This is a genomic window from Rhodococcus sp. NPDC003383, from assembly GCF_053589115.1.
In genome coordinates, this window is record NZ_JBSFRG010000006.1 from 130,116 (window position 1) to 147,878 (window position 17,763).

Genomic DNA, 17,763 nt, shown 5'->3' on the forward strand with positions numbered 1-17,763 from the left:
GGGCGTGCAGGGTCACCGCTTCGCCCTCATAAACGCTATGCCACCGGGCGCGGGCAGCGCATACGGACGCGCGGACTCGGCGACAAGTGCCCCGAATCCTGCGTCGGGCGGTGACCGATTAGCCTTAGGCACGTGCCGATCTACGCCGCCTACGGGTCCAACATGCATCCGGAGCAGATGTTGCAGCGCTGCCCGCACTCGCCGATGGCCGGTACCGGGTGGTTGCACGGCTGGCGGTTGACGTTCAGCGGCGCAGACCTCGGGTGGGAGGGCGCCCTCGCGACCGTCGTCGAGGACGAGGACTCGAAGGTCTTCGTGGTGCTCTACGACGTGCCGGACGAGGACGAGCGCAGCCTGGACCGCTGGGAGGGCTCCGAACTGGGCGTCCACCGCAAGATCCGGGTGCGTGTGGACACCGCCGACGGGCCGGTTCTCGCGTGGCTGTACGTCGTGGACGCGTACGAGGGCGGCCTGCCGTCCGCCCGCTACCTCGGGGTCATGGCCGATGCCGCGGAGATCGCGGGCGCCCCCTCCGACTACGTGATGGACCTGCGGACCCGCAACAGCCGCAACGTCGGACCCGGCCGGCCCGACGCGTTCTGAGGGCCGAGGTTCCGTCGGGCCCGGGGTCCGTCAGTCCGCGTAGAACGGGACCGGCAGACACACCCGGACCGACACCGCGTCCCCAGGGCGCAGGTCGTCGACGTCGCCGCGCAGTGAGCGGATCGTGATGCCGGGTCCGTCGACCCGCACCTCGCTGTGCGCACCACCGAAGGCCATGTCGCGGACCGTGAACGACGACTCCCCCACCGCCGCCTCGACGGCGATCTGCTCGGGTCGCACCAGAATCCGGCCGGTGCCACGTCCCGGCGCGGTGAGCTGCACCTTTCCGACCGGCGTGTGGGCATGGTCGCCGTCCGCCTCGGCGTCGAGCACGATCGCCTCACCCACGAACTCCCCGACCGCGACGGACACGGGCGTCCGGTACACCTCCTCCGGCGTCCCGACCTGGGCGAACCGGCCGTCGAGCATGATCGCGACCCGGTCCGCGATCGCGAGGGCCTCGGCCTGATCGTGTGTCACCAGCACCGACGCGACCTGCTGTTCCCGCAGCAGGACACGCACGTCGGCGCGCAGGCTGGACCGCAGGCCCGCGTCGAGCGCGCTGAACGGCTCGTCGAGCAGCACCACCGCCGGTCGCGGTGCGAGCGCCCGGGCCAGCGCGACCCGCTGCTGCTGGCCGCCGGACAACTGGCCGGGCTTCCGCCGGCCCATGCCCGCCAGCCCGATCAGCTCGAGGAGTTCCTCGACGCGCCGGCCCCGCGCGGCCCGCTGCCGGACCCGCGAGTCCCAGGTGGGTCGGGTCAGGCCGTAGCCGATGTTCCGGGCGACGTCGAGGTGCGGGAACAGCGCACCCTCCTGCGGGACCAGGCCCACCCCGCGGCGCTCCGGGGGCAGGTCCGTCACGGACCTGCCGTCCGCGACGACCCGGCCGGCACTCGCCGGATGCAGGCCCGCGATCACCCGCAACAACGTGGTCTTGCCACCACCCGACGGGCCGAGCACGGCGAGCAGGTCGCCCCGCGGAACCTCGACGGACACGTCGGTGACGACCTCGGCGCGCCCGTACCGGGCACACACCGCGTCGACGGTCAGTCCGTTCACTCCTCACCACCACTTTCGGCATCGACACGACCGCGCAGCAGCCGGCCCAGGATCAGCGACGGCAGCGCCGCGATGAGCACGAGGATCACCGCATACGGCGCTGCCGAACCGTATTCGAGCGTTTCGGTGTGCTTCCACATGCCGGTGGCCAGGGTCTCGTGCCCGATCGGGACGAGCAGCAGCGTCGCGGGCAGTTCCTTCGCGATGGTGAGGAACGCCAGCGCGCATCCGGCGACGACCCCCGGTGCGGCGAGCGGAATCGTCACGCGCAGACCCGTGAGGAACCGGCCGCTGCCGAGCGTCGCCGACGCGTCCTCGAGGCCGGGCGGGATCGCGGCGACCGCGGCATGGATGGATCCCACGGCGAGGGGCAGGAACAGCACGGCGTAGGCCACGAGCAGCATCGGGGTGTGCTGGTACCACTGCGGCAGCAGCCGGATGCCGAAGAACACGAGTGCCAGGCCGACGGTGATGCCGGGCAGCGCGAAGCCGACGTAGGCGGCGCTCTCGGTGAACCGGGCCAGCGGCGACGTCGAGCGGGCCGCGAACACGCCGACCGGCAGGGCCAGCGCGGTGGTCAGCAACGCACCGAGCGCGGCGACCCACAGGGTGTAGGTGGTCGCGGTCCAGATGGCGGACCAGTCGACCGACGCCTGCTGCGATCTCCACAGCCACCGGGCCAGCCCGGCCACCGGGACTCCCACGGAGACGGCGAGGGCCGCGACGAGGAACCCGATCGCCGGCAACCGTCCGGTCCCGAGCAGCACCCGCCCCGGAGTGCGGGCCGCCCCGGAGCCGACGCGGGCGGTCGCGCCGCGCCGCACCCCGCGTTCGGCGACGGTGAGGATCACGGCGAGCGCCACCAGGATCAGGCCGAACACAGCGGCCGGGGTGCGATCGAGCAGACCGCGGTAGCTGCCGTAGATCGCAAGGGTGAACGCCTCGTAACGCATGAGCGCGACCGCCCCGAAGTCGCTGAGCGTGTACAGCGCGACGAGCAGCCCACCGGCGGCGGCGGTGGGCCACACCTGCCGCAGCGTCACCGTCACCGTGGTGCGGAGGCGGGATCGGCCCAGGGTGCGGGCGACCTCCTCCAGTCCCGGATCGATCGACACGAGGGCCGCCGCCACCGGCAGGTACACGTAGGGGAAGGACGCGCAGGTCAGTACGAGCGCGGCGCCGACGAATCCCTCGAGCGCGGGGAACTGGGCGATCCACACGAAGCCCGACACGTACGACGGGATCGCCAGCGGCACACTGAGAGCGAGCGCGAACCACCGGCGGCCGGGCAGGTCGGTGCGGGTGGTGAGCCACGCGGCGGCGAGCCCGACGACGAGGCATGCGACGGTGACCGTCAGCGCGAGAACGCCGCTGCGCCAGATCAGGTCGAGGGTGCGCTGACGAAAGATCAGCGACCACACCCGGTCCGGGCCGTCGGCGAAGGCCCGCATCACCAGGTGGACGACCGGAGCAAGCGCGAACACGGCCACACCCAGCGCGGCCAGGGCCAGTACCGGCCGGCCGCGCCGGGTGCGGAGCGGAGCGGTGAGCGTGATCAGATGAAGCCCAGATCCTGCAGCAGCGACTGGGTCTGCTCGACCGACGCGAGTTCGGCGAGTTCGATGTCCGAGGTGCCGATCTCGGTGATCGGACGGAGTTCGTCCTTCGTCTCGACACCGACCACGATCGGGTACTCGGACGTCTCGTCCGCGAAGTAGGTCTGCGACTCGGGCGAGAGCAGCGCCGCGACGAACTGCTGGGCCTGTTCCGGCTGATCGGTGGTCGCCAGGACACCGGCGCCGGCGATGTTCACGAGTGCTCCCGGGTCGCCGGGACGGAAGTAGTGGACCTGAACGGCGAGGTTCTCGGCGCCCTTCTCCTCGGCCAGCCCGTACCAGTAGTAGTGGTTGGTCAGCCCGAGGCTCACCTGGCCGCTGTCGACGCCCTCCATGAGCGGGCCGTTGCCTTCGAACGCGACGGGCTCGTTCGCCTTGAACGCCTCGAGCCACTGCCGGGCACCGTCCTCGCCGCGCGACACGCGCAGGCCCGTCACGAAGGACTGGAACGACGCGTTCGTCGGGGCGAAACCGATCTGCCCCTTCCACTTCGGGTCGAGCAGATCGTCGATTCCGGTGGGCAGATCCTGCGGCTGCACCTTCTCGTCGTTGTAGACGAGCACACGGGCCCGGGCGGAGGTCGCGACCCAGGTGCCGTCCTCGGCCCGGTAGTAGGGCGGGACCGGATCGGTCACCGAGGCGGGCAGCACCTCGAGCATCCCCGCCTGATCGAGGAGACCGAGTGCACCGGCGTCCTGACTGAACACGACGTCGGCGGGTGAGGAATCGCCCTCCTCGATGAGTTTGCCGGTGATCTCCGGGGTGCCGCCGTAGACGACCTCGATCGGGAACCCGAGCGTGTCCTCGAGCCGATCGATGAGCGGTGCGACCAGGTTCTCGCTGCGGCCCGAGTACAACGTCAGCGCGCCGCTGTCCTCCCCGGACTCGTCGGACGCGCTGTCGCTGCCGCAGGCGGCGAGTACGGACACCAGCGCGCCGGCCGTCAAGGCTGCGGCAAGTCTGCGTCGAACGTGCATCCCGGACCTCCTGTTGTGAGCTGTCACTCACAGGAAACCTACAGGTTCAGGTCAGGCTAAGCTCATCCGGCCGTTTCACCCTGCGCCGAGCACGAGGTTGGTCATCACCCGCACTCCCACCGGCAGCGCCCGCTCGTCGAGGTCGAACGTGGGCTGATGGATGTCGAGCGCCGGTCCGGTCCCGAATCCCACACCGAGCCGGCCCATCGCCCCGGGGATCTGCTCGAGGTACCACGAGAAGTCCTCGCCGCCACCGGATTGCGGTGTGTCGGCCAGGGCGTCCGGGTCGGTGGCCCGGATCGCGGCCTCGAACATGCGCGCCGAGACCTCGTCGTTGACGACCGGGGGCACACCCCGGCGATAGTCCAGCTCGTAGCTGACCCCGGTCGGTGCGAGCAGACCGTGGACGACCTCGCGCACCATGGGTTCGAGCAGTTCCCACGTCTCGTGGTCGCCGGTACGCACGGTGCCGGCGAGCATCCCGGTCCGCGGAATCGCGTTCGGCGCCTTGCCCGCGCTGACCGCACCCCAGACCATGACGGTGCCGGTTCGGGGATCGATACGGCGGCTGAGCATGCCGGGCAGTCCGGTGATGACGGTGCCGAGCCCGTAGACCAGATCGCCGGTCAGGTGCGGGCGCGAAGTGTGGCCACCGGGCGAATCCAGCACCAGTTCGACGGTGTCGGCGGCGGAGGTGATCGCACCGACCCGCATCCCGACCTTCCCCGCTTCGAGGCGCGGATCGCAGTGCAGCGCGAAGATCCGGGACACCCCGTCGAGACCGCCGGCCGCGACGACGTCCAGGGCACCGCCCGGCATGACTTCCTCGGCGGGCTGGAACACCAGCCGGACGCCGACGGGCAGCTCGGGGACCTCGGCCAGTGCGAGTCCGGTGCCGAGCAGGACGGCGGTGTGGGCGTCGTGACCGCACGCGTGCGAAACACCGGGGACCGAGGACGCGAACGGCAGTCCGGTCAGCTCCTGCATCGGCAGGGCGTCCATGTCGGCGCGCAAGGCGATACGCGGTCCCGTGGTGGGCCCGAGATCGCAGATCACGCCGGTCCCGCGAGGCAGCACCTTCGGTTCGAGCCCGGCCGCGGACAGGTGCCCCGCGACGAACTCGGTCGTCGCGTACTCCTGGCGGGCCAGTTCGGGGTTCGCATGGATGTGGCGACGCCATGCGGTGAGGTCCTGGGTGTGGTCACCGAGCCACTTCTCGACATAGGGGTTCATCGGCGCGCGACCCCTTCGAGGAGGCGATCACGCTGACCGGCATCGGACGCGACGCGGGCCGCGGTCGCCGCGAGCGCCCGGGCTCCGTCGAGCACCGCCCGATCCGCGGACTCGGTGATACACGCCGCCGCGAAAGCAGCCTGGTGCGTGACCGCACCACCCGAATCGAGTCCGATGACCGGATGGATACCCGGCACAACATTCGTCACGTTTCCCATGTCCGTGCTGCCCAGCGGGCGCGATCCTTCCTCTTCGACGGGCAGCGGCGCCCGTCCCATGCCGATGATCACCTCACGATATGCCTGTACGAGCCACGGGTCGGGAGTGAGTTCGGTGTAGGTGGGCGACACCGTCCGGATCCGGTGGGTGCAGCCGGCGGCGAGCGCCCCTGCCGCGAAGCAGTTCCCGGCCCGTTCGGACAGGTCGGCGAGCGACTCCGCGGTCGTCGCGCGCAGGTAGTACAGCAGCTCGGTGTGCGCGGGCACGATGTTCGGGGCCGTGCCGCCGTCGCTGACGATGCCGTGGATCTGCTGGCCCGGCAGGAGGTGCTGACGCAGCAACCCGATCGCGACCTGGGCGACGGTCGCGGCGTCGGCGGCGTTGCGTCCGTACTCGGGTGCCGCCGACGCGTGCGCCTCGCGTCCTTCGTAGCTGACGGCGATGTCCGCCAACGCGAGGGAGGTCGCACCGGTGATGTCGAAGGGGCCCGGATGCACCATCATCGCCGCGGCGACGTCGTCGAACACGCCGCGCTCGAGCATGAGCACCTTGCCCCCGCCGGTCTCCTCGGCGGGGGTTCCGATGACCCGCACGGTGACTCCCAGGGCATCGGCGACGGACGCGAGACCGAGACCGGCACCGACGGCAGCGGCGGCGATGATGTTGTGCCCGCAGGCGTGACCGATTCCGGGCAGCGCGTCGTACTCGGCGCAGATCCCGACGACGAGTTCGCCGCTGCCGAAACGGGCGTCGAACGCGGTCGGGAGATCGGCGATCCCCGTGCGGATCTCGAACCCCGCGGCGCGCAGGACCTCGACGACCTTTGTGGCACTGCGGTGCTCGTCGAACGCGAGTTCCGGTTCCGCGTGGATCGAATGCGAGAGGGCGATGAGCTCGTCGGACGCCGCCTCGATCACCCTGTCCGCTTCGGTCGTCACATCGTCCAGTCTGTCATGCCGACCGCCCGGTCCAACGGTCAGCCGAAGCGGAAGTTCGACTCGTCGGTCTTCGTCTCGAGTGCGGCGACGAGGGGCGCGTGCAGGCCCCGTTTGACGACGCCGAGGTTCGCGCCACGGGTCGAGGTCAGTCCCGCCGCCCGCTCGACCGCCGCGGCCAGGACCGCGTCCCCGTCGACGGCCTGGGCGACGATCCCGGCGGCCAGCGCGTCGGAGCCTCCGTAACGGCGGCTCGTGGTGACGGCCTCGACCGCGGTGGCGGGGGTCAGCCGGGTGCGCAGCAGCGCGGACATGCCGACGGTGAACGGCATACCGAGCTGCACCTCGGGCAGGCACCAGAAGCCGCGGTCGGCACGCATCACCGCGAAGTCGTGGGTGAGGGCGAGCATCGCGCCGGCGCCGAACGCATGGCCCTGGATCGCGGCGACGGTCGCGGCGGGGAAGGTCAGCATCCGCACGTACAGCGCGTGCACGGTGTCGAGATAGCCGGGCAGGTCGGGCAGATTTCCGAAGATCCAGTCGGTGTCGAGGCCGTTGCTCCAGAATTTTCCGGTCGCGGCGGTCACGAGCGCGGCGGGACCGTCGTGCGCCTCCACCTCGTCGAGCAGCGCGCCGATCTCGGCCAGCCGGTCGGGATGGAAGCGGTTCTCGTCGACCTCCCGGTCCCGGTCGCCGAGGTACAGGACGAAGACGTCGCCGTCACGTTCGAGATAAGGCATGGACACGAGGATAGACCCAATAGCTACTCGCGAGTAACAAGCAGGTTGGCACTAGGGTCATGCGCCATGGGAGCAGCCGACGCCATCCTCGATCCCCCCGCCGAAGCCGGACGCGCCGCCGCCGTCCTCGCCGAGCGCACCGGGGTGGCCGCCCACCCGGTCGCCGTGGTGCTCGGCTCGGGCTGGCGCGCCGCCGTCGAACGGTTCGGGCCGACCGTCGCGGACGTACCCATGAACGACCTGCCCGGCTTCACCCCGCCGACCGCGGCCGGTCATCCCGGAACCGTCCATTCGGTGACCGTCGGACGGACCCCGGTGCTGTTGCTGGCCGGGCGCATCCACGCCTACGAGGGCCACGACCTCAGCCGCGTCGTGCATCCTGTGCGCACCGCCGTCGCGGCCGGCGCCCGCACCGTGATTCTCACCAACGCCGCCGGTGGCATCCGCCCGGACCTGAAGGTCGGCGAACCCGTGCTCATCTCCGACCACCTCAATCTCACCGGCCGGTCGCCGCTGGTCGGCGCCCAGTTCGTCGATCTCGTCGACGCCTACTCCGCCGACCTGCGCAGCCTCGCCCGCGAGATCGACCCCTCGCTCGCGGAGGGCGTGTACGCGGGTCTGCCCGGCCCGCACTACGAGACGCCGGCCGAGATCCGGATGCTGCGCACCCTCGGCGCCGACCTCGTCGGCATGTCCACGGTGCACGAGACGATCGCCGCGCGCGCCGCGGGAGCACGCGTGCTCGGCATCTCGCTCGTGACCAACGCGGCCGCGGGCGTCACCGGTGAGCACCTCGACCACGCCGAGGTCCTGACCGCAGGGCAGGCCGCGGCCCGCCGCATGGGCGATCTGCTGCGCGAACTGGCGGCGCGGCTGTGAGCCTGCGCTTCGGGACCGCGGGATTGCGGGGACCGGTCGGCGACGGCCCGGACTGCATGAACGTGCCGGTCGTCGAGCGCACGACCGCCGGGCTCGCGGCCTGGCTCGACGCGCAGGGGCACGGCGGCGGTACCGTCGTCGTCGGCCGCGACGCCCGCACGGGATCCGCCGAATTCTTCACCGCGGCAACGGAGGTGCTCGCCGCGGCAGGATTCGACGTGGTCGCGCTCCCCCGCCCGCTGCCGACGCCGGTCACCGCGTTCGCGGTGCGCGCGCTCGGTGCCGTCGCCGGGGTGCAGATCACCGCGTCGCACAATCCCGCCGCCGACAACGGCTACAAGGTGTATGTCACCGGCGGTGCCCAGCTGGTCTCCCCCGCGGACCGCGAGATCGAAGCGGCGATCGACGCGGTCGGCGGCGTGGTGCCTCGTACGCCCGTGAAACCCTCGGGCGGCGACCTCGTCGAGAGATACCTCGCGCGGGTCGCGACACTGCCGCGGTCGCCACACCGGAACGTGCGGATCGCACTCACCGCGCTGCACGGCGTCGGCGGCGAGACCGCGGTCGCGGCGTTGCGGCAGGCCGGATTCACCGACGTGCACGTCGTCGCATCCCAGTTCGCGCCGGACCCGGCGTTCCCCACCGTGGCGTTCCCGAACCCCGAGGAACCCGGTGCCACCGACGCGCTGCTCGCGCTCGCAGAGGAGGTCGGCGCGGACGTCGCACTTGCGTTCGATCCGGACGCCGACCGCTGCGCGGTAGGGGTGCCGGCGGGCAGCGACTCGCGACGGCCCGCCGTCGAGGGCTGGCGGATGCTGCGCGGCGACGAAACCGGCGTGTTACTCGGCGAGCGCATTCTCGCGGGAGCTCACCCGGGATCGCTGGTGGCGACCACGATCGTGTCGTCCACGCTGCTGGGGAAGGTCGCCGCCGCGCGCGGCGCCCGCTTCGCGCAGACCCTCACCGGTTTCAAGTGGCTGGCCCGCGCCGGGGAGGGTCTGGTCTACGCGTACGAGGAGGCGATCGGTCACTGCGTCGACCCGGATGCGGTGCGCGACAAGGACGGCATCGCGACGGCGGTCGTGGTCGCGGATTATGTGGCGGACCTGAAGGCGGGGGGTCGCACGCTGCTCGACGCGCTCGACGATCTGTACGACGAGTTCGGCGTGCACCTCACCGATCAGGTCTCGATCCGGGTCGCCGACCTCACGCGGATCGACCGCCTCATGGCCTCACTGCGGGCCACACCACCGGACGAACTCGCGGGTGAGGCGGTCACCGTGACCGATCTCGCCCGGGCGGAGACACGACTGCGGACCGACGCGCTCGTGTTCGAGGGCGCGTCGGTCCGCGTCGTCGTCCGGCCGTCCGGCACCGAACCGAAACTCAAGTGCTACCTGCAGGCGGTCGCGGTGGACGGAAACCACGGCAGCGCCACCAACAAGCTGGCGGCGCTGCGCGTGTGGGCTTCCGGGATGGCCGATTGAGCCTGGGTCGTCAGACCCGCTGCGGCACACCGTAGGTGACGACGGTGTCACCCTTCGAGGTGGTCGCCTTCGCGAACGGCCGGACGGTGACCGGGCCGATCGCCCCGGACACGGAACCGTGCACACCCGCGATGCGGACGGTGACGCCGCTGCCGTCGAATTCGAGATTCTCGACGATCGGCACCTCGGTGATGCCGCCCGGTTCGAGTTCGACCTCGATCTCCTGCTCGGGAATGATCGTGCCCCCGAGTTCGGCGCTGGTGCCCAGGCCCAGGCCCAGGCCGAGAGCCGCACCGCCATCGTTGTCGAATCCGAGATCGATGCCGAAGTCGGCGCTGTTGCCGACCCCCCAGTTGAGGCTCGGGGTGAAGATGTGGACGATCGCGCCGGGCAGCGCGACCGGATAGCCGATCTGGTAGCCCAAGGTGAGCTTGGTGTCCTGGAACGCGTCGGCACCAGGACCGGTGATCCGGACGGCGGCGACACCGTCGTTGAAGAACTCGACGCTCAACGGTGAGCTGTCGAGCGGCGGGACGGACTGAATCGACGTGTCCGCCTGCAGGACTTCGATCGTGGCGCCGCCGTCGAGCGGCATCGACCGGGCGTTGTCGACTGCGGCTCCTGCGGCGCCCGGGTTGACCATCGCCACGAACGCGGCGGCAGCCACCCCCAGTGCTGCTGCCCGGAATCGCCGGCGGGATTTCGTTACGGAATTGCGGACCATCGCGTTTCCCCATTTCACGAACAGATGACAGTGAAGCGATCGTGATGCACGCCTCAGAGTAATGAGCCGCAAGCGATTTCGTGAGGAAGATCGTGAAGAGTTGGTAACGGATCAGCGCCTGAACCGCGTCTCAGCAGCCCCATGTGCACCATAAGCACCAAAACGGGCATCGATGTCACGATTCGGCTGCGTGTTTCGCAGAGTAGGCGATGGCCGTTATCGCGGCCCGAATTGACGGTCGCCCGCGTCGCCGAGGCCCGGAACGATGTACTTGTTCTCGTTCAGGCCTTCGTCGATCGTCGCGGTCACCAACCGCACCGGATGCCCGCACGCCGCGAGCGCCTCGACACCCTGCGGCGCCGCCACCACGCACACCGCGGTGATGTCGGTCGCGCCGCGGGACACCAGGAGCTCGATCGTGTGCACCATCGATCCACCGGTCGCCAGCATCGGATCCAGCACGAACACCGGCAGCCTGGACAGATCGGCGGGGAGGGACTCGAGATAGGGCACCGGCTCGAACGTCTTCTCGTCGCGCGCCAGCCCGACGAAACCGACCTGTGCCTGCGGGATCAGCGCGTGCGCCTGATCGACCATGCCCAGACCGGCCCGCAGAACCGGGACCAGAAGTGGCGGTTGCTTCAGCCGCACCCCCGTGGTCGTCGTGATCGGCGTGCGCACCTCGAACTGCTCGATCGGCGCGTCCCTGACCGCCTCGTACACGAGCATCTGGGTGAGCCGGCTCAGTGCATGCCGGAAGGCGGCGTTGTCGCTGCGCTCATCGCGCAGGATCGTGAGGAGCGAGGCAGCGAGCGGATGATCGACGACGAGCGGATCCATGCCCGAAGGATAGAACGGTGGAACCGGCCGCCGCCCGAATGCGTCGAACCCGTCGAGAGCGATTCGATCCGACATCGAGGGGCGTGAGGCGTGAGAGGCGAGTTTCGGCAGGACGGTGTGCAGGTACGCCCGGAGACCATCGCAGCGTTCGGCGGTACGGCGGGAGACCTGGCAGAACGAATGCGTGGCGCGGTCGACGAGATCCGGGGCGCCGCCCCCGAACAACTGGACACCGGGCTCGGCCCGATCGGAACGGGATTCGTCGCGGCCCTGGTCACGGCGCATCGCGCGCACGAAGAGCACGTGTCCCGCCTCGTGACCGCACTCGACGGCATGTCCGTGGTCGCCGCAGCGACCGCAGCGGGCTACGAGAACCGCGAGGCCGAGTGGTCCACGGGTCTGCAGTCCGCAGGCACGCCCGAGGCGGGAGCGCGACGATGACCATCGGGGCCGATCTGCTCGCGGCTCCGCTGGCGGATCTGCTCACCGCATTCGGCTCCGGCACCGCACCCGCGATCGATCCGGCGGCGGCGTTGCGAGCCGGGACCGCAATTGCGGAGGACGTACACGCCATCGGCCGCGCCGCGCTCACCGAACTGGTGTGGGACTGGACCGGTACCGCGGCGGACACCGCGGTCCGCAGCGCCGAGCAGGTACTCGCCGACACCCTCGCCGCCGCCGACCGCGGCATGGAGATCGCCGCGATCGCGGTGGACGGCACCGCGACGGTCCTCGGCGGCGCCGTCGAGATCGCCCGCATCGTCGACTCGTTCGGTTCGGTCGCCCGCAGCCTCGAACCCGCGCTCGCGCTGCCCCAAGGCCAGCTGCTGATGCTCGCTGCCGCACTCGAACATCTCGCGGCAGGCCTCGACGTACTCGCCCGGGTCACGTCCGAACTGGCACAGCACACCGACCGGCTCACCGCCCTGCTGCCGGAGACGCCGGCCCTCACGGGAGCGGGACCGTCCGAAACCGATCCCGGTTCCGGCGACAGCCGCGCGTTCTACGACGACAGGGGCGTCGGGCCGGGCTCCGCGTCGGACTGCGCGGTGCGCCTGCCCGACGGCAGCGTCGCCACCGCACCCAACGCCACGGCCGCCGCGGCGGTGCGTCATGCGCTGTCCCAGCAGGGCACCCCGTACGTGTGGGGCGGAACCACCCCGGGACAGGGACTCGACTGCAGCGGGCTGACCCAGTGGGCCTACGGCCAGGCCGGTGTCGAGCTTCCCCGGCTGGCCCAGCAGCAGGACATCGGGATGCCGGTCGCTCCGGACTCGGTCCTGCCCGGCGACCTGGCCGTCTGGGACGGGCACGTCGCGATGGTGATCGGCAACGGCCTCATGGTGGAAGCGGGCGATCCCGTCGCCGTCACCCCGATCCGCACCGGCAACAGCGGCATGGCCTTCGAAGGGTTCTACCGGCCCACCGGCTGAGAGGGAACCGGCCGGCGACCGGGTGCGTCCAACCGGATATGAACATCACGACAGCAACCGCCGCCAATGCGGCGGGCACCGTCTCGGTGCGCACGACCGACCAGGGGGTGCCGGTCGAGCTGCACATCGATCCCCGCGAACTGCGCCACGGGGCCGGGCACCTGGCCGGGCAGATCCTCGCGCTCAGCCGCCGCGCGACCCTCGAGGCCGCGGCGCTGCGCCGCGGCGAGCTCGCTGCCCAGGGCATGCCGGACGCCCTGCTGGACCGGATGGGCCTGCCCACCCGGGACGAGGTGGCGCGCGTCCAGCAGGCCGACGACGAGCAGCGGCAACCCACGTCCTGGCTGAGGTCGGTGTGAGCGGGCACCGTGTCGACGAGATCGTCGAACGGGCTCGGGAAAGGCTGGGCATGCTCGAGGACGTGATGGCCGGGCTCGGCGAGGTGACGGCGGAAGCGACGAGCGCGGACGGCCGGGTGTGGGTACGCGTGGACGGTGGAGGCGGCATGATCGCACTGCATCTGGAGGAGTCGGCGTGCCGGCTCGATGCCGCCGAATTGTCCGCGGCGATCCTCGCGACCGCGCACGAGGCGGCGCGGATCGCAGCCGGGAAACGCGACCGGTTGCTCTCGGATCTTCGCGACTCGTTCCGGTGATGACGGTCTCGTCGACTCCCGGCTATGTCTTCGGGCGCGAGGTGGCTAGGCTTCCCGCCATGGCTGGAGACATCGTCCCGATCGAGCTCGGTCTCACCGACGACAACCTCGTCACCCTGTGGGTGCCCCGGTGGCGCGAGGACGGCGAGGAATGGCAGGCGTTCCTCGGCCGCGGGGACGATCTGTACGGGTTCCCCGGGGTCGCCGAACTGGTCGCGTTCGTCCGCTCCGACACCGACAACGATCTCGTCGAGCACCCCACCTGGCCGGTCGTCGCGAAGCTCGCGGCCGTCGAGTTCGAGCCCGACGACGCCTATCGGTTCGACATCGTCGGGGTGCCCGAGCTCGTCGCCGAGGATGTCGACCCGGAGATCGTCGCCCAGCTCCAGGACACCTTCGACGTCGTCCGCAGCCTGGGTGAGGTGTGCGATCTCGAGGCGGTGACGAAGTTCGTCGACCGGCCCGAGATCGCGACACTGCTGCAGCACGGCGCGAGCGCGTTCGACGGTGCCGACGGCGACGACCTGTGGAACCAGGTCGGCACCGCGGTCGCCGAGGACTGGGACGACGTCATCGACGCGATCGACGCCGTCGTCACGACCCCCGACGTCGACGCCGCGATCGTCGCGGAGATCGAGTCCGAACTCGTCGCTGCGGAGGAGAACGTCGTCGAGGCCGACGACACCGTCGAGGGCGAAGACGACGAGGAATACGAGTTCGTGGACGAAGACGAGGACGAGGAACTCGTCGACGACTTCTGGGGCGAGGTCGGCATCGACCCGATCAAGATCATCACGAGCGAAGGCACGTGGTTCACCCTGCGGTGCTACCTGGACGACGACGCGCTGTTCCTCGGCAAAGACGGCCTGATCTCGGTATTCGGTTCCGAGCGTGCGCTCGCCCGCTACCTGGCCGACCGTCACGACCACGATCTCGCGGCGGTGAGCACGTACGACGAGATCCGCCTCGCAGCGACCGACGGTTCGCTCGAGATCGAGGTGAGCGACGACAACGTGTACGTGCTCACCGGCATCGCCGACGACATCGCGCAGGGCGTCGACGCGGTGGACCCGGACCAGCTGGAACTCGCGGTCGAGTTGTTCACCGATGCCGCGAACTACGCCCGCGACGACTCCACCGACGCCGCGCTCGCCGGTTCCACCGAGCTGGGCTGGTTCGTCAACTACGTGCTCGAGCCCGATACGAGCCGCCTGGCCCCGAGCGCGCCGTTCGACGCCGAGGTCGCGGCGTGGCGCGAACTCGAGCGCGAGTTCGAGGCACGGCTCCGCAAGCACTAGGCGGCTCCGCCGCCGGTGTGCCTTTGTGGCGGCTCCCACCGCCACAAAGGCACACCGGGCGCTACGCGCTGATCAACACCGCGTAGCCGGGCTTGATGACGTCGTCGATCAGCTCGAGCCGCTTATCGAACGGCAGGAACGCCGATTTCATGGCGTTGATGGTGAATCGTTCGAGGTCGACCCAGCCGTAGCCGAACGTCTCGACCAGGCGCATCATCTCGTTCGTCATCGTGGTGTCGCTCATCAGCCGGTTGTCGGTGTTGACGGTGACGCGGAACCGCAGCCTCGCGAGCAGATCGAACGGATGGTCCTCGAGCGCGGCCACCGCGCCGGTCTGGACATTGGAGCTGGGGCAGAGCTCGAGCGGAATCCTCTTGTCCCGCACGTAATTCGCCAACAGACCGAGCGACGCGGTGCCGTCCTCGGCGACGGTGATGTCGTCGACGATCCGCACCCCGTGACCGAGCCGGTCGGTGCCGCAGAACGCGACGGCCTCGTGGATCGACGGGAGCCCGAACGCTTCGCCCGCGTGAATCGTGAAGTGCGCGTTGGACGCTCGCATGTACTCGAAGGCGTCGAGGTGCCGGCTGGGCGGATATCCGGCCTCGGCGCCGGCGATGTCGAACCCGGCGACCCCCCGGTCGCGGAAACGCACTGCCAGTTCGGCGATTTCACGCGACCGCGCCGCGTGCCGCATTGCGGTGAGCAGACATCCCACGTGGATCCGGCCGCCCGCCGCCGCGACCGCGGACTCCCCCGACCGGAACCCCTCGAGGACGTGTTCGACGACCTCGTCGAGCGTCAGGCCGGACTCGAGGTGCTGTTCCGGCGCGAACCGAACCTCCGCGTAGACGACGCCGTCGGCGGCAAGATCCTCGACGCACTCGCGGGCGACCCGTTCGAGCCCCTCGGCAGTCTGCATGACGGCGACCGTGTGCTCGAATGTCTCGAGGTACCGCACCAGCGAACCGCTGTCCGCCGACCGCCGGAACCATCCGGCCAACTCGGTCTCGGAATCGGCAGGCAGGGTGTGGCCGCATGCGTCGGCGAGGTCCAGAATCGTCGCCGGTCGCAGGCCACCGTCGAGGTGGTCGTGGAGCAGAACCTTCGGTGCCGTACGCACCTGCGGGGCAGTCAGCTCGTTCATGCCCCGACGGTAGTCGGCTACCCGGAGATCCGCTCCACGACGAGCGGTCGCGCGGGCACCGCGGGTGCCCCTCCGTCGGACGCCTCGGCGGAGATCCGGACCCCGCCCTGCAGCGTGGTGAGCGCGGCCGGGATCTTCTCCGGGGTATCGGTGTGCAGGGTCGCGAGGACCTGCCCGGCGCGCACCGCCTCGCCCGGTTTCGCGTGCAGCTCGACACCGGCGCCGGCCTGCACGGCCTGCCCCTGCCGTTCACGACCTGCGCCGAGCCGCCACGCCGCGACCCCGACCGCCATGGCGTCGAGTCCGGTGAGGATGCCGTCGGAGTCCGCACGCAGGGTCTCGGTGTACGCGGCGGTGGGCAACGCAGCGTCCGGGTCGCCTCCCTGCGCGGCGATCATCGCGCGCCATCGGTCCATCGCCGAGCCGTCCTTCAGCCGCTCGGCGGGGTCGACGCCGTCGATCCCGGCGAGAGCGAGCATCTCCCGCGCCAGCGCCAGGGTCAGCTCCACGACGTCGGGCGGTCCGCCACCGGCGAGAACCTCGACAGCCTCGCGTACCTCGAGCGCATTCCCCGCCGTGCGCCCGAGCGGGGTGTCCATGCGGGTGATCAACGCGACGGTGGGCAGGCCTTCGTCGCTGCCGAGCTCGACCATCGTGCGCGCGAGTTCGCGTGCCTCGCCCAGCTCGGTCATGTAGGCGCCGGAGCCGACCTTGACGTCGAGAACGAGCGCGCCCGCTCCTTCGGCGATCTTCTTGCTCATGATCGAACTGGCGATGAGCGGGATCGATTCGACGGTGCCGGTGACGTCGCGCAGCGCATAGAGCTTGCGGTCGGCCGGGGCCAGGTCCTCGGTGGGTGCGCACACGACCGCGCCGATCGCCGGATCGGTGAGGAGCTCGGCCATCTCGACGGTGTCGAGGTCGGCGCGCCAGCCGGGAATCGATTCGAGTTTGTCGAGGGTGCCGCCGGCGTATCCGAGTCCGCGTCCGGACAACTGCGGCACCGCAGCCCCGCACGCCGCGACGAGCGGTGCGAGCGGCAGCGTGATCTTGTCGCCGACACCGCCGGTGGAGTGCTTGTCGACGGTGGGCAGGCCCAACCCGGTGAAGTCGAGACGCCGTCCGGAGTCGATCATCGCGGTCGTCCAGCGGGCGGTCTCGGCGCGGGTCATGCCGCGGAACCAGATGGCCATCGCGAGAGCCGCCATCTGTTCGTCGGCGACGATGTCGTGGGTGAACGCTCTGATCACCCAGTCGATCTCGGCGCCGGTCAGTTCCAGACCGTCGCGCTTGTGCCGGATCACGGAGACGATGTCAGGCACGATCGCCTCCCGTCGGATGCACGGCCGCAAGATCATCGGGCCCGAACGCGTCGGGCAGCAGCTCGGACATGGGTCGCGGCCCTCGGGACGTGTCGACGAGCAGGTCGGGTCCGCCGTGCTCGATGAGGAGCTGGCGGCAGCGGCCGCAAGGCATCAGAACGGCGCCGCGGGCATCGCAGACGGAGATCGCTCGCAACCGCCCGCCACCACCGGAAACGAAGTTACCGACGAGTACACATTCGGCACAAAGTCCCACCCCATGTGAGACATTTTCCACATTGCACCCACTCACAACTGCGCCGTCGGCGGTGAGAGCGGCGGCCCCCACCGGGAACCGCGAGTACGGCGCGTATGCACGCCCCATCGCTTCATGTGCCTTGGCGCGCAACGTTTCCCACTCCACGTCCACCATGGTTGCCCATCCTGTCACGGTGGCGGAGACGACGTTCGGTGGCCCCCACCGCGTCAGATCACAGTTGGAAAGGCAAACCTAACTTAGCATTTCGGGCCGGTACGAATCGCGAAGGAGATTAGTTCCCACGATTCCGATGGGTTTAGAGTCTGAACAAGTCGGTTCAGGTTCTCGTCGGGCC

Annotated in this window: 19 protein-coding genes; 8 read left to right on the forward strand and 11 right to left on the reverse strand. The window is 70.3% G+C overall.

The features are described from left to right. Window positions 1-132 precede the first annotated feature (132 nt). Window positions 133-603: a gamma-glutamylcyclotransferase gene (locus ACWDTS_RS08100; RefSeq protein ID WP_197253847.1), complete on the forward strand. Its 471-nt coding sequence runs from the start codon at window positions 133-135 to the stop codon at window positions 601-603. A 30-nt stretch (window positions 604-633) separates the two neighbouring features. Here ACWDTS_RS08100 and ACWDTS_RS08105 read toward each other — a convergent pair whose 3' ends face one another. The 6 genes from ACWDTS_RS08105 to ACWDTS_RS08130 form a co-directional block, all read right to left on the reverse strand. Further along, window positions 634-1,665, reverse strand: coding sequence for an ABC transporter ATP-binding protein (locus ACWDTS_RS08105; RefSeq protein WP_450108656.1), 1,032 nt, complete (start codon window positions 1,663-1,665; stop codon window positions 634-636). Further along, window positions 1,662-3,116: an ABC transporter permease gene (locus tag ACWDTS_RS08110; RefSeq protein WP_450117963.1), complete on the reverse strand. Its 1,455-nt coding sequence runs from the start codon at window positions 3,114-3,116 to the stop codon at window positions 1,662-1,664. The genes ACWDTS_RS08105 and ACWDTS_RS08110 overlap by 4 nt, the downstream gene beginning before the upstream one ends. Before the next feature lie 104 nt (window positions 3,117-3,220). Continuing rightward, window positions 3,221-4,258, reverse strand: coding sequence for an iron ABC transporter substrate-binding protein (locus ACWDTS_RS08115; protein WP_450117930.1), 1,038 nt, complete (start codon window positions 4,256-4,258; stop codon window positions 3,221-3,223). Between the two features lie 75 nt (window positions 4,259-4,333). Then, window positions 4,334-5,491 (reverse strand): M20 family metallopeptidase, encoded by a 1,158-nt coding sequence (locus tag ACWDTS_RS08120; RefSeq protein WP_197253849.1) that lies wholly within the window; start codon window positions 5,489-5,491, stop codon window positions 4,334-4,336. Beyond that, entirely contained in the window at window positions 5,488-6,648 is a 1,161-nt protein-coding gene (locus tag ACWDTS_RS08125; RefSeq protein ID WP_450117931.1) for a M20 family metallopeptidase, read from the reverse strand. Before ACWDTS_RS08125 ends, ACWDTS_RS08120 begins: the two co-directional genes overlap by 4 nt. 38 nt (window positions 6,649-6,686) lie before the next feature. After that, window positions 6,687-7,385 (reverse strand): enoyl-CoA hydratase/isomerase family protein, encoded by a 699-nt coding sequence (locus ACWDTS_RS08130; protein WP_197253854.1) that lies wholly within the window; start codon window positions 7,383-7,385, stop codon window positions 6,687-6,689. A 66-nt stretch (window positions 7,386-7,451) separates the two neighbouring features. Here ACWDTS_RS08130 and ACWDTS_RS08135 point away from each other — a divergent pair, with 66 nt between their 5' ends. Both ACWDTS_RS08135 and ACWDTS_RS08140 read left to right on the forward strand, forming a co-directional pair. Then, window positions 7,452-8,264, forward strand: a complete 813-nt coding sequence (locus ACWDTS_RS08135) for a purine-nucleoside phosphorylase (protein ID WP_450117932.1) — start codon at window positions 7,452-7,454, stop codon at window positions 8,262-8,264. Further along, on the forward strand, window positions 8,261-9,751 hold the full coding sequence (locus ACWDTS_RS08140; RefSeq protein WP_450117933.1) for a phospho-sugar mutase: 1,491 nt from the start codon (window positions 8,261-8,263) through the stop codon (window positions 9,749-9,751). The genes ACWDTS_RS08135 and ACWDTS_RS08140 overlap by 4 nt, the downstream gene beginning before the upstream one ends. 10 nt (window positions 9,752-9,761) lie before the next feature. On the opposite strand, the gene ACWDTS_RS08145 is transcribed toward ACWDTS_RS08140, so the two are convergent. Next, window positions 9,762-10,475 carry an MspA family porin gene (locus ACWDTS_RS08145; RefSeq protein WP_450108694.1) on the reverse strand — a complete coding sequence of 238 codons (714 nt, stop codon included), beginning with the start codon at window positions 10,473-10,475 and terminating at the stop codon, window positions 9,762-9,764. Between the two features lie 216 nt (window positions 10,476-10,691). After that, window positions 10,692-11,315, reverse strand: coding sequence for a uracil phosphoribosyltransferase (upp, locus tag ACWDTS_RS08150; RefSeq protein WP_248673214.1), 624 nt, complete (start codon window positions 11,313-11,315; stop codon window positions 10,692-10,694). Window positions 11,316-11,405: 90 nt separating this feature from the next. Between upp and ACWDTS_RS08155 the strand changes: the two genes are divergently transcribed. Genes ACWDTS_RS08155 through ACWDTS_RS08175 form a run of 5 tightly spaced genes read left to right on the forward strand, consistent with a single transcriptional unit; the run spans window position 11,406 to window position 14,701 of the window. Beyond that, window positions 11,406-11,756 carry a type VII secretion target gene (locus ACWDTS_RS08155; RefSeq protein WP_248673213.1) on the forward strand — a complete coding sequence of 117 codons (351 nt, stop codon included), beginning with the start codon at window positions 11,406-11,408 and terminating at the stop codon, window positions 11,754-11,756. After that, window positions 11,753-12,748, forward strand: a complete 996-nt coding sequence (locus tag ACWDTS_RS08160) for a C40 family peptidase (protein ID WP_450108663.1) — start codon at window positions 11,753-11,755, stop codon at window positions 12,746-12,748. Before ACWDTS_RS08155 ends, ACWDTS_RS08160 begins: the two co-directional genes overlap by 4 nt. Window positions 12,749-12,786: 38 nt before the next feature. Next, entirely contained in the window at window positions 12,787-13,107 is a 321-nt protein-coding gene (locus ACWDTS_RS08165; RefSeq protein WP_450108664.1) for a hypothetical protein, read from the forward strand. After that, the gene (locus tag ACWDTS_RS08170) at window positions 13,104-13,403 is read left to right on the forward strand and encodes a YbaB/EbfC family nucleoid-associated protein (protein ID WP_450108665.1); all 300 of its coding nucleotides are present in this window, start codon (window positions 13,104-13,106) and stop codon (window positions 13,401-13,403) included. The genes ACWDTS_RS08165 and ACWDTS_RS08170 overlap by 4 nt, the downstream gene beginning before the upstream one ends. Before the next feature lie 59 nt (window positions 13,404-13,462). Further along, complete coding sequence (locus ACWDTS_RS08175) at window positions 13,463-14,701, forward strand: primosomal protein (protein ID WP_450108666.1); 1,239 nt, start codon at window positions 13,463-13,465, stop codon at window positions 14,699-14,701. A gap of 61 nt (window positions 14,702-14,762) precedes the next feature. Here the strand turns inward: ACWDTS_RS08175 and ACWDTS_RS08180 are convergent, their stop codons facing one another. The 3 genes from ACWDTS_RS08180 to ACWDTS_RS08190 are packed head-to-tail and all read right to left on the reverse strand — an operon-like array spanning window position 14,763 to window position 17,582. After that, window positions 14,763-15,848: an adenosine deaminase gene (locus ACWDTS_RS08180; protein ID WP_450108667.1), complete on the reverse strand. Its 1,086-nt coding sequence runs from the start codon at window positions 15,846-15,848 to the stop codon at window positions 14,763-14,765. A gap of 17 nt (window positions 15,849-15,865) precedes the next feature. Continuing rightward, entirely contained in the window at window positions 15,866-17,170 is a 1,305-nt protein-coding gene (locus tag ACWDTS_RS08185) for a thymidine phosphorylase (protein ID WP_197254983.1), read from the reverse strand. Continuing rightward, window positions 17,163-17,582: a cytidine deaminase gene (locus ACWDTS_RS08190; protein ID WP_197254985.1), complete on the reverse strand. Its 420-nt coding sequence runs from the start codon at window positions 17,580-17,582 to the stop codon at window positions 17,163-17,165. Before ACWDTS_RS08190 ends, ACWDTS_RS08185 begins: the two co-directional genes overlap by 8 nt. Window positions 17,583-17,763: the final 181 nt, after the last annotated feature.